Genomic DNA, 20,708 nt, shown 5'->3' with positions numbered 1-20,708 from the left:
TGCCAACGGAAGGCTTTTCTCGAATGACTTCGCCCGTGCCGACCGGTCAGGATATCCGCAACCGCCCCGTCGTGGTGGCGGTGGCCAGCGGCAAGGGCGGTGTCGGCAAGACCCACGTGTCGGTCAATCTCTCGGTCGCGCTCGCCAAGTCCGGCAAGCGGGTGATGCTGTTCGATGCCGATCTCGGCCTTGCGAACGCGGGCGTCATGCTCGGCCGCCCGGCGGGCCGCACCGTGCGCGATGCGCTGAAGGATAGCGTGCCGCTCACCGAGATCGTGCAGCCCGGCCCGGCCGGGATCGGGCTCGTCAGCGGCGGATCGGGCGACGCCAGTCTCGCGGTGATCGAAGACGACGTGCTTGATGGTCTGTGCCGCGAGTTTCGCGTTTTCGAAGACGACCTCGACTATCTCGTCATCGATACGGCGGCGGGCATCGCTCCCAACGTGACGAGCCTTGTTGAAAAGAGCGATTTCGCCGTCGTCGTGCTCACCGACGAGCCGGCATCGTTCATAGACGCCTACGGTCTTCTGAAAGCGCTGGCGCAGCGCGGCCGCTGCCGCGACGTGCTCGTCGTCACCAACATGGTGCCGAACGCGCTGGCGGGCCGCAGGCTGTTCGCGCGCTTCAAGCAGGTGGCGAGCAACTTCCTCGACATCAATCTCGAACATCTGGGTTCGATCCCGCACGACAACCACGTCCATAGCGCCGCGATGCGCAAGCGCTGTCTTGTCGAGGCCTATCCGCTATCGGCGGCGGGGCAGGCGTTCAATACGCTCGCGCTCGACATCGCCAAACGCACGCGCACGGAAATCCTCGCGGTGCCCAACACCGCTTTCTTCGGAGAGGAACGCGATGCACGCGCGGGCTGAGCTTGCCGGCGGCCTTGTCTACGCGCGGCGACAGTCGGCGCCGACGCCGCAGCAGCGCGTCGAGGCCAACCTCGGGCTCGTGCGCAAGATCGCGTGGCATGTTTTCGGGCGGGTCAGCTCGGCGATCGAGATCGGCGATCTCGTGCAGATCGGCACGATCGCGCTGCTCGAAGCTGCACGTAATTTCGAGGAGCGCGGCGTTGCCGCCTTCACCACCTACGCCACCACGCGCATCCGCGGCGCGATGATCGATCAGCTGCGGCGGCAGGCGAACATGTGCCGCAGCGCGCTCGTGCGCCGCAAGCAGCTGAACGATGCCCGCCGTGAAGCGGAGCAGGCGCTCGGACGCCCGCCATCGCAGATGGAACTCGCCGCGCACATGGGCATCACGATCGAGGCACTACAGGCCGAGATCGATGCGACGCAGGGCGTGCATTACGAGAATATCGACGAGGTCTATTCGGACCATTCGCAATGGTTCGCGGACGAAGGCGAGATGCCGGACGAAACGCTGGAACGCAAGGATCTCGAACGCGCGCTCGCCGAGGGGATCAAGACCCTTCCCGAGCGCGAGGCGATGGTGCTGCAACTCTATTATGTCGAGGAACTGAACCTCGACGAGATCGGCGCGGTGCTTGGGGTCGGCGCTGCGCGCGTCTGCCAGATCAAGAAGGCCGCGCTCGACCGGATGCGCCAGGGCCTTTCCGAATGGACGGCATAATCTAAACCCGGCGCAGCAGCACCTTGCCACCAAGCGCGAGGAACCCCGCGAGCAGTCCCCAAAACGCCGCGCCGAGGCCGAATAGCGCAAGGCCCGATCCGGTGGCGAGGAAGGTCACGATCGCTGCATCGCGATCCTCCTTGACTGACAGCATCGTTTCCATCGTACCGATCAGCGCCGGAATGAGCGCGATGCCGGTGAGCGTGACGATCACGGCTTCCGGAAGCGCAAGGAACAGCCGGACGAGTGCAGGCGAAAAGAGCGCAAGCACGAGATAGAAGCCCGCGTACAATATGCCCACCACCCAGCGTCGGCGCTTATCGGGATGTGCATCGTCGGTGGTGCAGATCGTGGCCGTGATCGCGGCAAGGCAGACCGCATGTGCCCCGAACGGCGCCGTCACCACCGAGGTCAGCCCGGTCCCGACGATCAGCGTGCGGGCGTTTGGCGTATAACCCGCTGCCTGAAGCACAACGAGGCCGGGCAGGTTTTGCGAGACGAGCGAGACGAGGAAGAACGGCACACCGATGCTGAGGATCGTGCGGATATCGAACGCAGGCATCACGGGCGTCAGCGCGCCGAACGTCGCTCCGGGCGGAAGCGGGGCAACGTCGCCGCGGACGAGGGTGATCGCAATTCCCGCCACAAGGACCAGAAGCAGTGCGTAAAGCGGTACGCGTTGGCGCGCGAGGAGGAAAACCGCCACGAGCAGCACGACGAGCAGGGGGTCGGTCGCGCCCGCTTTGAAAAGTCCCAGGCAGAAGGGGAGCAGAACGCCGGCGAGCATCCCCGACGCAACGGTCGTGGGAATGCGCGCGGCGAGCCGTCCGAGCGCCGGGACCGCACCCAGCACGACCATCATCACGGCGGCAGCCAGAAACGCGCCGATCGCTGCGGGCCATGCGATCCCGGGCGCTGTCGCGGCGAGCAGCGCCGCCCCGGGCGTTGACCAGGCGAGCACGACGGGCATCCGCAGTTTCAGGGAGAAAAAGCCGCCGGTCAGCGCAATGCCGAGGCAAAGCGCGGTGAGGGCGGAACCCGTCTGCTCGACCGATGCGCCGAGCACGCGCATCGCCTGCACCACGAGCGCGACCGTTCCGCCGAATCCGATGAGGGCGGCAATGAGGGCGGCGGACCATGCGGGGATAGGTGGCAGGCGAAGGCTCATTCCTGCCAGCTAGCAGCATCTCCGGGTTCTGCCAGCCCTGTTTGCGTCTGGCTCAGGGGTAACTGATCTCTTCGCCTGCGGGGCGCTTCTTCTCGGCGACCACGGGCACAATCGGTGTGCTGAGAACCCTGGCGGCCTCGGTGCTTCGCACGGGCGCGCGCTTCGGTGCCGTGCTGCGCTGAACCGCCGGACGCGCGGCTTGCGGCCGTGCGCTGGCAGGCGCTGCGCGGCGGGGTTCGACGCGCGCGAGGCGGGCATCCACCTGCTTCATGACGACCGACGGCAGCTGCTCGGTCATCTGCTGGTTCGCTTTCAATGCTGCGGCCAGCGCATTGATCTGGCCGTCGATCGATTGCGGCGAGGCCGATGCCGTGGCGAAGCCGGGGCGCGTCGACAGTTCATCGATGGCGTCGCGCTGCTGTTCCATCAGGGTCTGGAGCGCATTCAGTTTGGCGATCACGTCCTTCGTCGATCCGGCGCTGCTCGCGTCGGCGGCGATGCTCGCTGCGCGCCAGGACTGGACGGCGGCGATGGTGGACGTGAGCACGCAGACACCCAGACACGCGGCAATCGCCATGCCGGACCGTGAGGGTTTGCGCGAGGGCGCCACGGCAGCCTCTGCAGATTTGGCTTCGGCGGCAGGCGCCGCTGCAGGCTGCGGGGCAGGTTCGGCTTTCGGTTCCGGCTTGGGTTCCGGCGTCGGCGCTTCCGCTTCGGTCTTGGCCGGTTCCGGCTCGGGCTGCGGCTCGGCTTTCGGCTTTGCCGCCTGCGGCTCTTCCGCGTCGAACGTCAGCTCCTCGTCGTCGTCTTCGGTTGCCACGGAAAAACCCCCAACGTCTCTGGTCTTCAAGAAAACGGCCCCGGCGTTCGGATGAGCGCCGGGGCCGAACCCGTATTAACTTACAACGCCAACTCTTAACGAAGCAGCGACAGCACGTTCTGCTGCGTCTGGTTCGCCTGAGCGAGCATCGCGGTCGCCGCCTGGCTCAGAACCTGCGAGCGGGCGAGGTTGGTGCTCTCCGCCGAGAAGTCCGCGTCTTCGATACGCGAGCGGGCTTCGGTGAGGTTCGTCGAGGTCGTCGTCAGGTTGCTGACGGTCGATTCGAGGCGGTTCTGGAGGGCGCCAAGATCGCCGCGGCTCGACACGATCGAGTCGATCGCCTTGTCGAGGACCGTGAGCGCCGCAACCGCAGCTTCCTGGCTGCTGATGTCGAGCGTCGAGGTCATGTTGGCGCTGCCGCCCTGAGCAACGAAGCCGATCGCTGCAGCACCGGCACCTTCGACGCGGACGCCGCTGCCGTCGACCGAGGTCAGCACGAGGCTCGTGCCGCTCACCGTCGCCTTGACGCCGGTGTTGCCGGTCTGGGCGTTGATCGCCGTCGCCTTGTCGGCTGCGGAAGCCGTCGCCGAAGCGCCGATCTTCACGCCGTTGATGACAAGCGCGTCAGCCGCCAGAGCTGCGCCCGAAACCGCGCCGCCAGAGAAGGACACGCCGTCCGCAGCCACGTTGAGGCCCATCAGCTGCACGTCGGCAATCGCGGTCGCAGGCGTCGTGTTGGTGCCGACCACCTTGATGTCGCTGCCGTCGCTGCTCTGCAGGCTCACGAAGCCCTGATAGGTGCCGGCCGTGAAGCCGCCAGCCGCTGTGCCGCCGACAGTGATCGCCTTGCCGGTGGTGTTCGCCAGGGTGATCGTCTTGTCTGCGTTCAGCGTTGCCGTGACGCCGAAGTCATTGCGGTTGATGTTGGCAACCAGTTCCTCGACGCTGGCGGCCGCACCCACGGAGACACCGCCGATGGTGATGTCGCCCACGGCGAAGCTCTCGGCCGTGATCTTGGCGCTGGTGACGTTGTTGGAGGCGGTGGCCTTCACACCCGTCTTGTCGCTGTTCTCGTTGATCGCGGCGGCGAGCGCTTCGGCGGTGTCGGCGGTCGGCACGCTGCCGAGCGCATTCACGCCGTTGAACGTCACGTCGCCGACGGCGAGACCGGAGACGGCACCAACGCGGCCCGTCGTGATCTGGCCCGGCGCGCCGCCGCTCGTGAGACCGAGCGCGTTCGAGGACACGTTCACCATCGAGATGCCGACCTGGTCGCCAGCATTGACGCCCGTCTGCAGCTTGAGGTCGGTGACCGAGCCGTCGAGCAGCTTGAGGCCGTTGAAGTTCGCCGTCTTCGAGATGTTGTTGACTTCGGCGAGCAGCTGGTTGGTTTCAGCCTGCAGGCTCGAACGATCCTGCGCGCTGAACGTGCCGTTTGCCGACTGCACGGTCAGCTCGCGGATGCGCTGCAGGATGTTGGTGACTTCCCCGAGCGCGCCTTCAGCCGTCTGCGCCATCGAGATACCGTCGTTGGCGTTGCGGATGGCAACGGCCATGCCGCGGATGTTGGCGGTCATGCGCTGCGAAATGGCGAGGCCGGCGGCGTCGTCCTTCGCGGAGTTGATGCGCTTGCCGGTGGACAGGCGCTCCATCGCCTTCGACAGCGACGTCTCAGCCATTGCAGCGCCGCTCTGGGCACGAAGGGCCGAAATATTCGTATTGATGACAGTCATGGCTCTCTCTCTTTCCCGCTCTTAATAAGCCGGCTCAGCCATGCGCCGAATGTGGCGAAGCATCTGCCGTACCCCAGTTCACGACCGATGCGCGGCAAAGTTTAATCAGGAAAATTTGCGACCGCTTTTTCCGTCGGATTCCCGACGTCTCCGCGCAAAACGCATGTCCGGATTTCGACGCGTGCGCTGCCGCGCCGCCGTTTTCCGCGATTGGCACGGCCGTTGCATTGCGACCCCAGCTATGACGATCGATGCAAAAGGCCTGCTCGCGATACGCTCCCAGATCCTGGAGCGGAACGACGTGCTTTCCCGGACGACGGCCCCGCAAACGGCTGCGAAGCCGGATTTCGGCAACGTGATGCAAAGCGCGATGCAGGCTGTGAACACGCAGCAGACGCGCGCCGCCGAAGCCTCCGCCTCCTATGAGCGCGGCGAGACGACGGACATCGCCGCGGTGATGCTGCAGCGCCAGAAGGCGTCGATCGGCTTCGAGGCGACCCTGCAGGTGAGGAACCGCCTGCTGACCGCCTACAAGGACATCATGAACATGCCCGTCTGATCCGGCCCGCTACCCCGTCCAAACATCTGCAAGAGATTGACGAGCCCCATTCATGAGTGACGCCGCTTCATCGCCAGCCGTATCCGCGCCGCCTCCGGCCGCCCCCTTTGGTCCGGGGCTGGACCGCTTTCAGGCGCAGCTGAAAGCGATGCTTGCGCAGCCCGCCGTGCGCGGAAGCCTTCCGATGGTCATCGGCACGCTCGCGATCGCCGCGGTCGCAATGGCGTATATTCTTACGCGCACGCCCGAAATGCGGACGCTGTTTCCGGGGCTTGCCGAGGCGGACAAGGCCGCCGTCGTCGAGGCACTGCAAGCAGCAGGGATCACGCCCGGTATGGATAGCATGACCGGCAGCGTGCAGGTGCCCGCTTCCGATTATCACAAGGCACGGATGCTGCTCGCCGGGCAGGGGCTGCCGAAAGCTGCCGCAGAGGGTTATGCGCTGCTCGACGACATGCCGCTCGGGACCAGCCGCGCAATCGAGCAGGCCCGCCTGAAGCAGAGCCAGGAAAGCGAACTCGCGCGCAGCGTCGCGGAAATCGCCGCGGTTGAATCCGCGCGCATTCATCTTGCACTGCCCGAACAGTCCGTCTTCGTGCGCGATCAGGCGCAGCCGACGGCATCGGTTTTCGTGAAGCTGGCGCCGGGCCGCGCGCTTGGCGAGGCGCAGGTGCGCTCGATCGTCAATCTCGTTGCATCCTCGGTTCCCGGCCTGCCGGCAGACCGGGTGTCGGTCATCGACCAGATGGGGACGCTGCTCACGCCCGACGCCGCCGGCGACGAATTCGGCGAAAGCCGCCGCCGCATCGCGTTCCAGTCCAAGATGGAAAGCATGTACCGCGAGCGCCTGCTCGCGCTGCTGACCCCAATTATTGGCACCGACAATTTCACCGCCGAAGTGCACCTCGATCTCGATTTCACGGAAACCCAGCAGACGAACGAGGCGTGGGACAAGGACAATGCCGTGATCCGCAGCGAGCAGGGCTCGTCGCAGTCGAACGGCGGCGAGAGCGCACCGCGCGGTATTCCTGGCGCTCTCTCGAACGTTGCCCCGCCCGCTGCGACCGCGGCAACGCCGGAACAGGCGAAGGCTCAGACACAGGCGCAAAATCCTGCCGATCCCAACGCTGCCCCCGCCGCGCCGCCCTCTGGCCCGCGCAGCGAGACCTACACACGCAACTACGAGATCGGAAAACAGGTTTCCGTCACCAAGGCGCCAATCGGTGAGGTTCGCCGTGTCTCCGCTGCCGTCGTGCTGCGCGAAAACGGCAAGGCGATGACTGCCGCGGAAACGAAGGCCATCGAGAAGCTCGTGCAGAGCAGCATCGGTTTCAACGCGGAGCGCGGCGATCTCGTCGCCGTCACATCGCGGCCGTTCGTCGATGCCACGGCGGAAACTCAGGCCTGGTATCAGGTCGATTTCCAGAGCAACGCCTGGATCGGCGACATCCTCAAGATCCTCGCTGCGCTCCTCATCTTCGTCGTCGTGTTCTTCATGGTGCTGCGACCGTTCCTGAAAAAGGCGCTGGCTGCCGCCGATGCCGCGCCGATGCCTGCCGGCGGTGTGCTCGGTGCGCCGCGCCCCATCGTGCTCGACGGCGGCGACCTGCAGACGATGGAAGCGCTGAAGGCCCGCCTGAAGCCGCGCGGCGGCCTGCCGCCCGAAGTGCTGACCATGGCGAACAGCTATGATGACAAGGTTGCCGTGGTTCGCATGTTCGTTGCCGAGGATACCGCCCGCGCGTCGAACGTCGTCCGCCAGTTGATCCGTAGCGAAACCGCAGCCCAGGGAAATGCCAATGAGTGAGGAACTCGCACTCGCGCCGCGCCATCTTTCCGGCACCCAGAAAAGCGCCATCCTGATGCTGCTTCTGGGTGAAGATGAAGCGGCCGACCTTCTGAAGCACATGGGCCCGCGCGAGGTACAGAACCTCGGTCAGGCGATGTACTCGGTGGCCGACGTTGATCAGGACACTGTGAACGTCGTCCTCGACGAGTTCATCCTCGCCGCGCGCGAGCAGACAAGCCTTGGTCTCGGGACCGGCCCCTATGTGAAGAACGTGTTCGTGAAGGCGCTGGGCGAGGAGAAGGCGGGCAGCGTGCTTGGTCGCATGAGTTCGTCAGCACCGCAGAAGGGCATCGAAATCCTCGATTGGATGGATGCGCGCTCGATCGCGGCGACGATCTCGTCGGAACACCCGCAGGTGATTGCGGCCGTGCTCTGCCACCTGGAACCAGGCCTCGCCGCCGAGGTGCTGCAGTTGCTCCCCGAGGAGATGCAGACCGACATGATGCTGCGCGTCGCGACGCTCGATTCGATCCAACCCGATGCGCTCGCCGAGCTTGAGCGTGTCATGCAGAAGCAGATCAAGACGAACGCGGCCGTGCGGTCCGCGACCGCGGGCGGTACGACCACGGCGGCGCGCATCATGAACTATGTGCGCGGTGGTGCGGATCGCCGCATCATCGAACAATTAACCATAATGAACGAGAACATCGGCCAGAGCATTCAGGACCAGATGTTCGTATTCGAAAACCTTCTCGCGCTCGACGATCGCAGTATGCAGACGCTGCTCCGCTCGGTCGACAACACGCTGCTCGTTGCCGCGCTCAAGGGCTCGGACGAGCGGATGCGGACCAAGATGTTCGCAGCCATGTCGCAGCGTGCGGCCCAGAGCGTGCAGGACGAGATCGAATCGCGCGGTCCCATGAAGGTGAGCGAGGTGCAGGACGCGCAGAAGCGCATCCTCGCGATCGCGCGCCAGCTCGGCGAAAGCGGTGCTATCATGCTCGGCGGTTCGGGAGATGATTATGTCTAGTGTTTTCAGTGCAGATGCCCGTCCTGTGGCGCTTGCTGATTTGTTCGCACCCAGTCGCGGCGACTTCACTCCGATGTTCGCTCCCCGGCCGGCGGGCGACTTCGTGCCGCGCGTAGATTTCGCTCACCCCTCGTCGGAATTCACGCGCGGCACAATTCACGAAACCATCGAAACGACCGAAGAAGAGCTTGCCGCGGCGCTTGCCGAAGCCGAAGCGCAGGGGCATGCCGCAGGGCTTGAGGCCGGACGCGCGGAAGTGCGCGCCGAGGCGGAGCGCGCCCGCGCGGAATGCCGCTCGCTGCTGCGCAGTCTCGACGATGCGCGCGCCATCGACAAGGCAGCGCTGGGGCCGAAGCTGCGCCGCGCCGTGCTTGACCTTGTCGAGCGCATCGTCGGCGCGCACGTTGCCGTCGAGCCTGCGTTCGTCAACGGGTGCATTACGCGCGCGCTCGATACGCTGAAGGAAACCAGCGAAGCCGCGAAGCTGTTCCTGCACCCGGACGATCTTGCCGTCATCGATGACGGCTCGCTTAAAGACTACACGAACCTCACGCTTGCCGCGGATCCCGAATTGCAACGCGGCAGCGTGAGGCTCGAAGCCGGCGGTGGTGAAGTCGAGGACGGCGTTCGTCCGCGCATCGCACGCCTTGAAACAGCACTGCGCGCGGCGGGCATCGCCGCGTGAACACGGCGACCGAGGATATCGCCGATCTGCTCGGCGGCATCGGCAGGACGCCCGTGGACATCGCGCCGCTCCAGATCGGGCGGCTCACCAGCTATGACGGTTTGCTCCTCGAAGCCTCCGGGCTTGCTGCGCCCGTCGGTACGGTGTGCCGCATCGAAACCGCGAGCGACGAAACGGCCGAGGCCGAGGTCATCGGTTTTCGGAACGGCCGCTGCATCCTGATGTCGCTTGGCCAGCGCGCCGATGTGCTTCCCGATGCCCGCGTGTTTCCGCAAAGCAATCAGTCGCGTGTCGAGGTCGGTGACGGTCTTCTCGGCCGCGTTATCGATGGCTCGGGGCTCCCGCTCGACGGGCTTGGACCCATCGAGGCGGAGCAGGACTGGCCGCTCGTCGGGCGTCTGCAGAACCCGCTGGAACGCGGGCGCGTTACCGAAGCCTTCGATGTGGGTGTGCGTGCGCTGAACGGCCTTTTCACTTTCGGGCGCGGTCAGCGCGTCGGCATCATCGCGGGATCCGGCGTCGGCAAATCGGTGCTGCTCGGCATGATGACGCGCTATTCGAAGGCGGATGTCGTCGTCGTCGGGCTGATCGGCGAGCGAAGCCGCGAGGTCACGGACTTTCTTGCCACCAAGCTGCATGGGCCTGCGCGCGAGCGTTCGGTCGTCGTCGCCGTTCCCGCGAACCATTCCCCAATCATGCGCATCCGCGCCGCGCACCGCGCCACGGCGATCGCCGAATATTACCGTGGGCAGGGCAAGAACGTTCTGCTCATCATCGACAGTCTCACGCGCGTCGCGCACGCGCAGCGCGAGATCGGTCTTGCGCTCGGTGAGCAGCCGACCGCGAAGGGCTATCCGCCCTCGGTCATCTCGCTGCTGCCGAACCTTATCGAGCGCGCGGGCAACGACGCGAAATCGGGCGGCTCGATCACAGCTTTCTACACCGTACTCGCCGATGGCGACGATACCGTCGGCGACCCTGTTGTCGATGCGGCGCGCGCAATCCTTGATGGGCATATCGTGCTCTCGCGCAAGCAGGCCGAGCGCGGCGTCTACCCGGCGGTGGACATTGCCGCCTCGATCAGCCGCGTGATGAGCGACGTTGCCGAACGGCCGCATATCCGCGCGGCGCAGATGCTGAAGCGCTTGTTCTCGCTTTACGAAGAGAACCGCGATCTCATTCTCATGGGCGCTTACAACCGCGGCAACGACCCGGCGCTCGACGCCGCTATCGCAGCGCAGGCGGGGGTTACGGCCTACATCACGCAGGCCGAGGATGCGCCTGTCGATCTCGCGGCCTCGGTTGCGGAATTGACGGCGCAGTTCGGCGAACACTGATATGGCGGGGAAGGCGGATCGCCTGGCACGCGTCGCGCGTGTTCGCGGACTTCAGAAGCAGCGCGCGCTTGCCGAAGAGGGCAAAGCCGCCGCCGATCTCGATCAGCTGCGCCAGATGCGAAGCCGCATCGAGACGCTGCGCCATTCCTACACCCCCGTCGCCGACGATGCTGCGGCCTTTGCGCTCAAATCCATGGCGCACCAGTACGACCGGCTCGGCAAGGCGCTTGCCGCCACGCTCGACCGCGCCGCGCGCGCCGAGGTGCGACTCGAAGATGCGCGGCAGGTGACGCTCGGCGCCCATCGCCGCAAGCGCGCCGCCGAGGAGCTTGCCGACCGTGCGGAAGCCGCCGAAGCCCGCGAGGCCGAAGCGCGGCAGGAACGTGCCACGCCGCCGCGACGCATCACGCGCGCCTGAAGCGCGTCGCACCGACCCGCCCCAAAATGGCACGCTTATTGCTGAGTGTTCGCCTGAGTAAGCAATGGGGGTCAAATGTCCGTCACCGCGACTGGTCTTGGGGAACTTCTGGGGATGCCGGATCTGTCGGTGCAAACCGCCATCCGCCCCGGAATTCCGGCATCTGCACCCGATTTCCGCGCCATCATGACGCTGAAGGCGGCGATGCCGTCCAAGGGCCTCGTGCCCGGCGCTGCCGTCGGACTGCCGTCGACCGGCGACGGAAACCCGACGACGGAAGACGTGCAGAGCGCTCCGGTGCCGGGCACGGTTCTCGATCAAACCGATGAAAGCGCCGACATGGCATTCGATCTTCAGCTTCCCGCAATGCCCGCGCAGCAATCGCCTGCGCCCGGGCCCAAGACGCCGGGTGCGCGCTTCGCCGCGATTGCGGCGCGCCATCTTCCTGTCGCAGACGCACATCCTGAAACTCCGGTAACGGCGCAAGCCGAAACCGATGGCGAGGTTTCAGATTTCGTTGTCGACGCGGAAAGCGATACGTCTGAAACTCCGTCGATTTTGCCGGAGCCGCTGCAGACGCAGCCCGCTCCGCTGCCCGCGCCGCCTGCGGCCCCGCTGATCGTGGCTGCGCCAACCGTTGCGGCAGAGGCATCTCAGGTTTCACCCGATCAGGTAGACGCCGAACCGGTCTCGCTTGCCGGTCAGATCCAGACAACGCCGAACGAGGAGACGACGGGTGGCGCTCCCGGCGATAAATCCGCCGCGCCCGCGGCACCGTTGCCGCAAGTGGCCGATACGGAGCCCGGCACGGACGTCGAGACAGCCGATCCCTTGCCTGCGGCGAGCACGAATTTCCCGGGCGTTCAGGCAACGCCCCACAGGCAGCACCCGTCGGTTGCCGCGAGCGCCGCGCGCGGTGAACAGCGTGCTGTCGTCGAGGCTGCCGGGAAGGCCGATCCGGCGCTGAGCGCGCTCATCGACCGCACCGATCCCGAAACGAAGACCGTGCCTGCGCCGCTGCGCGAAGCGCTTCCGGCATCGCAGACCGCACAGGATGTGCTTGCCGCGATTCATGCCCCCGCAGCCGAAACACGCCCGCAGGTTGCAGACGCTGCTCAGGGCCGGCTCGTTTCAAACGAGGCGGTGCTCGATGATCTGCTCATCGGCAACGCGGTCGAGGACCAATGGGTCGATCAACTCGCCGCTGATGTCGAAACGCTGGTAAAGGGCGATCACCGAGAGGCGCGGCTGCATCTGAAGCCGCGCGAGCTTGGCGATCTGTTCATCAAGCTTGAAACCACCGGCAATCAGGCCAAGGTGCATTTCACCGTGGAAACGGCTGCCGCGCAGGGCTTCATTTCCGATGCCGCACCGCGCCTCCAGTCGATGATGGAAAACCGGGGCGTTCGCCTTGAGGAAACTTCCGTCGATGTCGGCAGCGGCCGCCAGGATCGCGGCGAACAGCCTCGAGAGACGCCGTTTGACCGGGCGTTCGGAACGCGCCCGCGGGGCACCGCATCACAGGCCGAAACCGTTCGCGCCATTGTTCGCCAGACCGCCATCGAGCGCTTTGCCTAGGAAAGATTGAAATGAGTGACACTCCCGCACCTGCCCCCAAAAAGAAGAGCGGCCTTATCGGCAAGCTCGTTCCCGTGATTGGCGCGCTCGTTCTGCTCGCCGGTGGCGCGGCGGGCGGCTGGTATGCGACGACGAGCGGCCTCATCGGCGGAGGGCACGCCCCCAAGGTCGACAAGAACAAGCCGCAACTTGTGGAGCGGGAAGGGGCCGAAGAGGCTCCGGCGCAGACCGATGCCGACGGCGACGGCCACTACGAGACGACCTATTTCGAGATGAAGCGGGAGTTCACGGCGAACCTTACCGACCCCAATCGTTACATCCAGGTCGGGCTCGGTGTCGCGACGAATTACGATAATCGTGTGATCGAGGCGGTCGAGAAGAACGAACCGGCGATCCGCAGCGCGGTGCTCGGCGTGCTCGGCGAGCAGACCGCGGATCATGTCGCGACAGTTGCGGGCAAGGAAGACCTGCAACGCCGCCTGCGCGCCGCGATCAACAAGACGCTTCAGGACAAGGTCGGCTTCGGCGGCATTTCCCAGGTCTATTTCACCAGCTTCGTCATCCAGTAGGCAGCAACCATGAGTTCTGAACTCAATCTCAGCAAAGAAGAGATCGAAGCGCTTCAGGCGGGCATCGCCGATGGCAGCATCGCGTCCGGCGCGGGCGTGATGCCCGACGGCGTGATCGCGCCGTGGAGCTTCGACAGCGGCGACGAACGCGAGTTCGGCGATCTCCACGCACTCCACATGCTGAACGAGCGCCTCGCGCGCGGCATGCGGCAGGTGTTCCAGCCGATGCTGCGTGTCGCTCCCAAGGTGGATTGCGGGCTCACCTCGCTTGAATCGTTCGGAAGCTACGCCGAGGGCTTCGAGGATTTCCTTAGCCTTACTATCGTTCGCATGGATCCGCTGCGCGGCCACGGCCTCGTGGTGATGAAGCCCGATCTGATCGGCGCGATCGTTGACGCTTATTATGGCGGCAAGGGTGAACCGCCCGCGATGCGCGCAAGCGAGTTCACCGCCGCTGAAGACCGTGTGCAGCAATCGCTGCTCGGCCGCATGTTCGCGCAGCTCGATGCTGCGTGGGCGGATATCTTCCACCTGCAGTTCAGCCGCATTTCGAGCGAAAGCCACCCGCAGTTCCTGTCGTTCCTCGAAACGAACGACATGGTTGTGGTCACGCGGTTCCTCGTGCACCTGCCGCGCGGCGGCACCTCTGCCGTCGATGTCGTCTATCCGCTGAACGCGCTGAAGCCGCTGCTGCCGCTTCTGCGCCTGCGCGTCATCACCGAGCAGAGCGAGACCGATCCCGGCTGGAAGGGGCGGCTCAAATCGGCGCTGCTCGATGTCGAGCTTCCTGTCCGCTCGATCCTCGCGGAACCGACGATGTCGCTGAGCGGGATCATGGCGTTGAGGGTCGGTGATGTGGTGCCGATCCACGTCCCCGAAGAGCTGCACATGCTGGTCGAGAAAACCACATTCGGGATCGGCGCACCCGGCGAAGCCAACGGCAATGCCGCGCTGAAGATCCGTTCCATCGCGCGCCCGCGCGCCACCACCAATCGATAGTTCCAAGGAGCCCGACATGAGCGACACTGAAACCGCGAGCCCGGAAACCAAAGCCGATGATCCCTGGAAGCCGGGATCGGCGAACCTTCGCCTGCTTCAGGAAATCGACGTCCGCCTCTCGGTGGAGGTCGGCACCAGCCAGGTGAAGATCCGCGATCTTCTGAACCTCAACGAAGGCAGTGTGGTCGAACTGGATCGCCCGGCGGGCGCGCCGCTCGACCTGTTCGCAAATGGCACACTCTTTGCGAGGGGCGAGGTGGTGACGGTCGGTGGACGCTTCGGCGTACGGATTACCGACATTGTAGCACCGGGAGAACGCGTCAAGGACATCTGACGCGTCAAGATTTTGACGGGGGTGGACCTTGATCGGGGATTACGTATTGCGGCTGGCGATCATGCTGCCGCTTGTTTGCGGACTGATCATTGCCGGGCTGTGGCTCGCGAAACGCTATAACCTCGGCAGTATCGCCGGGGGTCTCAAGTCCCGCTCTGCCACCCGCTCCGCCGCCCGGCTTTCCGAGACGGTATTCCTGACCCCGGCGGTCAAGCTCGCCGTCGTCGATTTCGAAGGCAAGCGGCTGCTGCTTGCCGTGACGAAGCAGGGCGCAAACCTTCTTTCCGAAGTGCCCGCGATCAGCTTCACCGTCGAGGAAGACGATGATGCACGCTGATCGTCTGGTGCGCTTCGCGCCGTTCCTCGTCGCCGTGCTGCTGCTCTTCGCCGCGCCCGCGCTTGCTCAGACCGCACCGGCCGGACCGTCTCCCGTCCAGTTCGCCGCCGACACGCTGACCGGCGCAGCAGCGCCCGGCGCACGCCAGCCGCTCTCGCTTTCGCTGCAAGTCCTCGTCCTCATGACGCTGCTGTCGGTTCTGCCGGCAGTGATCCTGATGATGACGGCGTTCACGCGCATCATCATCGTGCTTTCGATCTTGCGACAGGCGCTCGGTCTTGCGCAGACGCCACCCAATCAGGTGCTGATCGGGCTGTCGCTGTTCCTCACCTTCTTCGTGATGAGCCCGGCGATCACCGAGATCAACGACACGGCGTTCAAGCCTTACGCTGCGAACGCCATGCCGATCGACACCGCGGTGGAGAAGGGCGGCACTGTGCTGCACCGCTTCATGATGGCGCAGACCCGGCAGAAGGATATCATCCTCTTTGCCAACCTGAAGAAGGACGGCGCATACGAACGCCCCGAAGACGTGCCGTTCTCGGTGCTGCTGCCAGCGTTCGTCACCAGCGAACTGAAGACGGCGTTTCAGATCGGCTTCCTCGTCTTTCTGCCGTTCCTCGTCATCGATCTCGTCGTGGCCGCTGTCCTCATGTCGCTCGGCATGATGATGCTGTCGCCAACGCTGATCTCACTTCCCTTCAAACTGCTGCTGTTCGTTCTCGTCGACGGCTGGGCGCTTACCATGGGTTCGCTCGCCGGCAGCTTCTTCACGAGTTGAGGGCGACACGATGGACGCAGCCTATTTCACCGCAGTTGCCGGACAGGCGCTCTGGATTCTCGTTCTGGTTTCCCTGCCCGTGCTTCTGCCCGCGCTCGTCATCGGCGTAGTACTCGGCATGGTGCAGGCCGCGACCTCGATCAACGAGGCGACACTCAGCTTCGTGCCGAAGCTGATCGGCGTACTTGTCTGCCTCGGTCTCTTCGGCGGGCTGATGATGGGGCTGCTCGTCGATTTCACGCAGGACATCTTCTCGCGGATTCCGGACCTCGTCAGATGACCGGCATCATGTCCGTCGGGATCGAGGCGTGGCTGATGCAGCTAATGTTTGCCATGCTGCGCATTGGCGGCACGCTCGTCGCGGCGCCGATTTTCTCGGCGATCGGCGTGCCTCTGCAGGTGCGCGTCGTGCTTGCGGGCGCGATCGGCGTGTTGGTGCTCTCGGTCTACCCGGTGGATGTGCCCTACGATATCCTGTCGCTGCAGGGTCTGGTGATCGTGATTCAGGAGCTGATGATCGGGCTCTCCGTGGGCTTCATCCTCCAGCTCGCCTTCGCCGCGCCGCTGCTCGCGGGCGAATATATCGCGAACTCGATCGGCCTCGGCTTTGCCAACATGGTCGATCCGCAGAGCGGCAACAACAGCGCGGTTGTCGGCCAGTTCCTGATGATCCTGATGACGCTGCTGTTCCTGGCGCTGAACGGCCACCTCATTCTGGTGCGGCTGATCGTGGAGAGCTATGCCTTGATGCCGCTCGGCGGCGATTGGCTGACGCGCGACCATTTCTGGGCGATCGTGAAGTTCGGCGCGTTCGTATTTACCGGCGGGCTCGCGATTGCGCTGCCCGTCGGCTTCGCGCTGTTCGCGCTCAACCTTCTTGTCGGCGTGCTGACACGCACGGCGCCGCAGCTCAACATCTTCGCCGTCGGCCTGCCGCTGACGCTGATGACCGGCTTCGTCGTGCTCGCCATTGCGTTCCCAGCGATGAGCGATCTCATGCAATCCGCGGCGAACACGGGTCTTGACGAGGCGCAAACGTGGCTGGGAGAGCGGTAAGCCGTGTCCGATAAGCCCGAAAAGGACCAGCAAACCGAAGCCCCGACCGAGAAGCGCAAACGCGACGCGGCGGAAAAGGGCGATGTTCTCCGATCGCGCGAACTCACCACTGCGCTCGTCATGCTCGTGGGTGCCGGTTATCTCGCGCTTGCGGGCGGATGGATGGTCTCCAGTCTCGAACTCATGCTCAAGACCGGGCTCGTCGGGCTGAAGCAGGGCGGCGTCAATTTTCAGCCTGCCGCGGCGACGTGGGCGCTTGCAAAGGTTGTTGCCTTCCCGCTCGCCGGGCTGCTGTTCACCTGTTTCTTTGCGGCGCTTGTCAGCCAGGCAGTGCTCGGCACGTTCCAGTTCAACATGTCGCTGATCGCGCCAAAGGCGTCGCGCATGAACCCGATGAACTGGGTAAAGCGCACGTTCGGGATGCAGGGCCTCACCGAGCTTGGAAAATCGATCCTGAAGGTTGTTCTTGTCGGCGTCATCGGCTGGTGGATGCTCTCAGACTACGCGCGCGAGATCGCCTCGCTCGGTACTCAAGATGTCGGCAACGCCATTGCGCACACGGGGAAGCTCGCTGTGCTGTTCCTGCTCATTCTGTCCGCCGCGCTCGTCGTGGTCGCGGGTGTCGATATTCCGCTGCAGGCGATCCAGCTGATGCGCAAGCTCAAGATGTCGCGGCAGGAGATCAAGGACGAGCTGAAGCAGACCGAAGGTTCGCCCGAGGTGAAAATGCAGGTTCGTCGGCGCCAGCGCGAGGCCACACGCAACAACATGCGCGCGGGCATGACGCAGGCCAACGTCGTGCTGACGAACCCGACGCACTTCGCCGTCGCGCTTCGGTACGACAAGACCCGCGATCTTGCGCCGGTCGTCGTCGCCAAGGGCAAGGATCTGGTTGCCGAGGTGATCCGCGAACTGGCGGCGGAAAACGAGGTTCCGGTACTCAGCTATCCGCTGCTCGCCCGCGCCGTTTTCTTCACCTCGAAGATCGGCCAGGAAATCCGCGACGATCTCTACATTGCCGTCGCCGGCGTGCTGGCGTTCGTGTTCAGCGTGGAGCGCGACCGACTGACCCCGCCCGAGATCGAAGTGCCGGAAGGTGCGCGCTTCGACGAGAAGGGGCAGCCGCTATGATAGGAATGTCCGAGGATCTTTACCGATTATTCCCTAAATCCGGCGCAGAACCGGTCGTGAACAGATTAAGCGGATGGCGCGCGTCCGCAGGAACGAGAAGGCAGGCCCAATGTCCATTCTGACGGCGCTCGGCAGCGGATCGGGTATTGATACCAAGCAGCTTATCGCTGATTTGGTCTCCGCCCAGCGTGCCGGGAGCGACAAGGCCCTGACCGCGCGGCAGACGGCTGTAGACGCCAAGATTTCCAGCCTTTCCACGATCAGCTCGGCGCTGTCGGCCTTCTCGAACGCGCTTGGTTCACTGGTCGGCAGCGGGGCCCTCGGCCGTCAGGTGATCAGCAGCGACACGTCATCGATCGCTCTTTCGCTCACCGGTTCGTCGAGCCCGCCGTCGCTATCGCATACGCTTGAGGCAACGCAGCTTGCGCAGCGCCAGACGGTCGCCTCCGCGCCGATCGCCGACCGCAACGCGCCGATCGGCGAGGGCACGCTGACGATCAATTTCGGAGCGCTTTCGGGCACATTCCCGACCCCGGCGGGGTTCACTGCAGGTGCCGCCGCGCCAGTCACCATCACGATCGGCCCGGATAACAACAGCCTCGTCGGTCTCCAGCAGGCGATCAACGCTGCGAATGCCGGCGTCACGGCCTCGATTGTAGAGGACACAAGCGGCGCCCGGCTCGTGCTGCGCGGTGAAACCGGCGCCGCGAAGGCATTTACGATCGATGGCAGCGCGGGCCTCGAAGCCTTCGAGTTCGGCCCCGGTACTGCCGGCATGACATGGACGGCGCAGGCGAAAAACGCCGTCGTCGTCGTCGATGGTGTCACCGTCGAACGCCCGACGAACAGCATTTCGGACCTCGTCCCGGGGCTGAAGCTCGACCTCATGAAGGTCACGGACGGGCCCGTCACGATTTCCAGCGACTATGACGCCACGACGTTGAAAACGGCGGTCGGCAACTATGTCGACGTTTACAACCAGCTCGTTTCGATGCTGGCGGAGGAAACCCGGCCCAGCAAGGACGGCGCCGCGGCGGGCGCACTCGCGGGCGATCGCACGACGCGCGATCTCAAGCGGATGCTTGCCGATCTCAGCACCAAAATGCTGCTGACGGACGGCGGAGGCCCGTCGAGCCTCTCCGAGATCGGTATCAAGACCAATCGCGACGGCACGCTCAGCATCGACGACACCGCGCTCACGAAAGCGGTGACCAACCACCCGGGCCGCGTCCACGACATGTTCGTGCCGGGCCAGAACAGCAGCTCCGCGCTTGTCGAGATTGCGAGCAGCCTCGGCGCGGCGAAGCCGGGCACCTATGCGGTTACGGATATCGTCGCGGCGACCTCGGGCAAACTCAGCGGCGCGGCTGCGCCTTCGGCGTTCGACGTGCCCGTCGTCATCGATGCGACGAACAAAAGCTTCACCGTCACGCTCGATGGGCGCACTTCGCTGGCCATCAACCTCCCTGAAGGCAGCTATGCGACCGGTGCGGCGCTCGCCGCGGCATTCCAGACCGCGATCAACGACGACTCGGTCCTTAAATCGTTCGGCTTGTCGCTGACGGCGGGTTGGGACGGGTCGGCCTTCACGTTCACCTCGAAAGGCGTGGGCAGCACCTCGGGCGTTTCCATCGTCGGGCTCAACGGCACGCTTGCCGCCACGCTCGGGCTCGATGTGCCGACCGCGATCGCGGGCACCAACGCTTCGGGCAAGATCGGCGGCGTCGATGCTATTGGCATCGGCAACCGCCTGATCGCATCGTCTTCGTCGGCGGCATCGGGTCTTGCGGTCAATATCCTCGGCAGCGCGACGTCGGCGACAATTGTCGTGCGATCGACAGTGTCCGGCCTCATCTCCGACATGCAGAAGCAGCTTTCGGCGTCTGGCGGAGGCTTCAAGACGACGTCGGAACGACTGGCGAAAGAAGCCAAGGCGATCGCTGAGGAGCAGGAGCGTGTCGACGCCCGTAGCCTCGCGCTTGAGGAGCGCCTGACGATCCAGTTCGCGGCAATGGAGCGTGCCATTTCCGCCTTCAACAGCACACAGGATTATATGAAACAGCAAATCGCCATGTGGACGCGGGATCAGAGATGATGATGCAAGCCATGCGCGCGCGGCAGCAATATGCTGCCATCGACACCGCGACCCGCACCGAACAGGCAAACCCGCACCGCCTGATCGAGATGCTGTACGACGAGCTGCTTTCCGCGCTTCGGCAGGCCGGCATCGCGATCGATCGGGGCGATCTCGCCATGAAGAGCAGCCGCATCAGCCGCGCGCTCTCCATCCTGCACGGTCTCGAATCGAGCCTAGATTTCAATCGCGGCGGCTCGGTCGCCGAATCGCTTTCGTCCGCCTACGGCTACCTCCGTCAGGAGACGATCGCGGCTGGGCGCGACAATGATTCGCGCCGCCTTGCCGCCGCCACGGAAGCTGCGGTCGGTCTTTCCAATGCCTGGCGCCAGATTCGCCCGTGACCGCGATTCCTGCCCTTCTCACCGATATCGAATCGCTTTCCGGCATGACCGCCCACGCCGCGGCTGGAGGCGACTGGACCGCTGTGGAACGCTACGAAACGGTCCGCCTCGCGCTTGTGAAGACGCTGTCAGGCCTCGCGGCCGATCCGGTACTGCGCGCCGAGGCGCTGAGCGCACTGCGCCAGGCCGAATCGCATTCGGTGACGATTGGCCACGCCATCGACGTCGGCCGCCGCGCACATGAGCGCAGTGCTCAGGCGCTGCGCCAGTCGGGCACAGCACGCAGGCTCTACGGAAAAGCGAGAACGGCTTAGAC

Annotated in this window: 22 protein-coding genes and 2 pseudogenes; 20 read left to right on the top strand and 4 right to left on the bottom strand. The window is 64.9% G+C overall.

What is annotated here, in order from left to right; translation table 11 throughout:
• Positions 1 to 23: 23 nt before the first annotated feature.
• Both DFR51_RS14350 and DFR51_RS14345 read left to right on the top strand, forming a co-directional pair.
• Positions 24 to 869: a MinD/ParA family protein gene (locus tag DFR51_RS14350; RefSeq protein ID WP_160119296.1), complete on the top strand. Its 846-nt coding sequence runs from the start codon at positions 24 to 26 to the stop codon at positions 867 to 869.
• On the top strand, positions 853 to 1,590 hold the full coding sequence (locus DFR51_RS14345) for a sigma-70 family RNA polymerase sigma factor (RefSeq protein WP_121052334.1): 738 nt from the start codon (positions 853 to 855) through the stop codon (positions 1,588 to 1,590). The genes DFR51_RS14350 and DFR51_RS14345 overlap by 17 nt, the downstream gene beginning before the upstream one ends.
• Before the next feature lies 1 nt (position 1,591).
• Here the strand turns inward: DFR51_RS14345 and DFR51_RS14340 are convergent, their stop codons facing one another.
• The 4 genes and pseudogenes from DFR51_RS14340 to DFR51_RS19385 form a co-directional block, all read right to left on the bottom strand.
• Positions 1,592 to 2,758, bottom strand: coding sequence for a benzoate/H(+) symporter BenE family transporter (locus DFR51_RS14340; protein WP_121052332.1), 1,167 nt, complete (start codon positions 2,756 to 2,758; stop codon positions 1,592 to 1,594).
• Positions 2,759 to 2,810: 52 nt separating this feature from the next.
• Entirely contained in the window at positions 2,811 to 3,578 is a 768-nt protein-coding gene (locus tag DFR51_RS19200) for a hypothetical protein (RefSeq protein ID WP_197723655.1), read from the bottom strand.
• A 95-nt stretch (positions 3,579 to 3,673) separates the two neighbouring features.
• Positions 3,674 to 4,006, bottom strand: a pseudogene (locus DFR51_RS19390) (flagellin); the annotation flags it as partial.
• A 600-nt stretch (positions 4,007 to 4,606) separates the two neighbouring features.
• Positions 4,607 to 5,311: pseudogene (locus DFR51_RS19385) on the bottom strand (flagellin N-terminal helical domain-containing protein); the annotation flags it as partial.
• 241 nt (positions 5,312 to 5,552) lie between these two features.
• Here DFR51_RS19385 and fliE point away from each other — a divergent pair.
• From fliE to DFR51_RS14240, 18 genes are all read left to right on the top strand, one after another.
• A complete protein-coding gene (fliE, locus tag DFR51_RS14325) occupies positions 5,553 to 5,870 on the top strand; it encodes a flagellar hook-basal body complex protein FliE (protein ID WP_121052328.1) in 318 nt (105 codons plus the stop codon).
• A gap of 52 nt (positions 5,871 to 5,922) precedes the next feature.
• The gene (gene fliF / locus DFR51_RS14320; RefSeq protein WP_121052326.1) at positions 5,923 to 7,677 is read left to right on the top strand and encodes a flagellar basal-body MS-ring/collar protein FliF; all 1,755 of its coding nucleotides are present in this window, start codon (positions 5,923 to 5,925) and stop codon (positions 7,675 to 7,677) included.
• A complete protein-coding gene (gene fliG, locus DFR51_RS14315; protein WP_121052324.1) occupies positions 7,670 to 8,689 on the top strand; it encodes a flagellar motor switch protein FliG in 1,020 nt (339 codons plus the stop codon). Before fliF ends, fliG begins: the two co-directional genes overlap by 8 nt.
• Positions 8,682 to 9,374, top strand: coding sequence for a FliH/SctL family protein (locus tag DFR51_RS14310; RefSeq protein ID WP_160119295.1), 693 nt, complete (start codon positions 8,682 to 8,684; stop codon positions 9,372 to 9,374). Before fliG ends, DFR51_RS14310 begins: the two co-directional genes overlap by 8 nt.
• A 17-nt stretch (positions 9,375 to 9,391) precedes the next feature.
• Complete coding sequence (locus DFR51_RS14305; RefSeq protein WP_121052549.1) at positions 9,392 to 10,711, top strand: FliI/YscN family ATPase; 1,320 nt, start codon at positions 9,392 to 9,394, stop codon at positions 10,709 to 10,711.
• 1 nt (position 10,712) lies between these two features.
• Entirely contained in the window at positions 10,713 to 11,129 is a 417-nt protein-coding gene (locus tag DFR51_RS14300; protein ID WP_121052320.1) for a hypothetical protein, read from the top strand.
• Positions 11,130 to 11,204: 75 nt separating this feature from the next.
• Complete coding sequence (locus DFR51_RS14295) at positions 11,205 to 12,707, top strand: flagellar hook-length control protein FliK (RefSeq protein WP_121052318.1); 1,503 nt, start codon at positions 11,205 to 11,207, stop codon at positions 12,705 to 12,707.
• Positions 12,708 to 12,718: 11 nt separating this feature from the next.
• Positions 12,719 to 13,276 carry a flagellar basal body-associated FliL family protein gene (locus DFR51_RS14290; protein WP_121052316.1) on the top strand — a complete coding sequence of 186 codons (558 nt, stop codon included), beginning with the start codon at positions 12,719 to 12,721 and terminating at the stop codon, positions 13,274 to 13,276.
• Between the two features lie 9 nt (positions 13,277 to 13,285).
• Complete coding sequence (fliM, locus tag DFR51_RS14285; protein ID WP_121052314.1) at positions 13,286 to 14,275, top strand: flagellar motor switch protein FliM; 990 nt, start codon at positions 13,286 to 13,288, stop codon at positions 14,273 to 14,275.
• Positions 14,276 to 14,291: 16 nt separating this feature from the next.
• A complete protein-coding gene (gene fliN, locus DFR51_RS14280; RefSeq protein WP_121052312.1) occupies positions 14,292 to 14,609 on the top strand; it encodes a flagellar motor switch protein FliN in 318 nt (105 codons plus the stop codon).
• Positions 14,610 to 14,637: 28 nt separating this feature from the next.
• Entirely contained in the window at positions 14,638 to 14,946 is a 309-nt protein-coding gene (locus tag DFR51_RS14275; RefSeq protein WP_121052310.1) for a flagellar biosynthetic protein FliO, read from the top strand.
• Positions 14,936 to 15,727 (top strand): flagellar type III secretion system pore protein FliP, encoded by a 792-nt coding sequence (fliP, locus tag DFR51_RS14270; RefSeq protein WP_420853129.1) that lies wholly within the window; start codon positions 14,936 to 14,938, stop codon positions 15,725 to 15,727. The genes DFR51_RS14275 and fliP overlap by 11 nt, the downstream gene beginning before the upstream one ends.
• 10 nt (positions 15,728 to 15,737) lie before the next feature.
• A complete protein-coding gene (fliQ, locus tag DFR51_RS14265; RefSeq protein ID WP_121052305.1) occupies positions 15,738 to 16,007 on the top strand; it encodes a flagellar biosynthesis protein FliQ in 270 nt (89 codons plus the stop codon).
• A complete protein-coding gene (gene fliR, locus DFR51_RS14260; RefSeq protein WP_174234232.1) occupies positions 16,004 to 16,783 on the top strand; it encodes a flagellar biosynthetic protein FliR in 780 nt (259 codons plus the stop codon). Before fliQ ends, fliR begins: the two co-directional genes overlap by 4 nt.
• A gap of 3 nt (positions 16,784 to 16,786) precedes the next feature.
• Positions 16,787 to 17,914, top strand: coding sequence for a flagellar biosynthesis protein FlhB (flhB, locus tag DFR51_RS14255; protein WP_121052303.1), 1,128 nt, complete (start codon positions 16,787 to 16,789; stop codon positions 17,912 to 17,914).
• Positions 17,915 to 18,023: 109 nt separating this feature from the next.
• Entirely contained in the window at positions 18,024 to 20,009 is a 1,986-nt protein-coding gene (gene fliD / locus DFR51_RS14250; protein ID WP_160119294.1) for a flagellar filament capping protein FliD, read from the top strand.
• Positions 20,006 to 20,392 carry a flagellar export chaperone FliS gene (gene fliS, locus DFR51_RS14245; RefSeq protein WP_121052299.1) on the top strand — a complete coding sequence of 129 codons (387 nt, stop codon included), beginning with the start codon at positions 20,006 to 20,008 and terminating at the stop codon, positions 20,390 to 20,392. The genes fliD and fliS overlap by 4 nt, the downstream gene beginning before the upstream one ends.
• Positions 20,389 to 20,706, top strand: a complete 318-nt coding sequence (locus DFR51_RS14240) for a hypothetical protein (RefSeq protein ID WP_121052297.1) — start codon at positions 20,389 to 20,391, stop codon at positions 20,704 to 20,706. The genes fliS and DFR51_RS14240 overlap by 4 nt, the downstream gene beginning before the upstream one ends.
• Positions 20,707 to 20,708 lie beyond the last annotated feature (2 nt).

Origin of the sequence: Sphingosinicella microcystinivorans (genome assembly GCF_003634215.1) — a bacterium.
GTDB lineage: Bacteria > Pseudomonadota > Alphaproteobacteria > Sphingomonadales > Sphingomonadaceae > Sphingosinicella > Sphingosinicella microcystinivorans.
The sequence above is the reverse complement of the archived record's forward strand: the minus strand, read 5'-3'. Positions and strand labels throughout refer to the sequence as shown.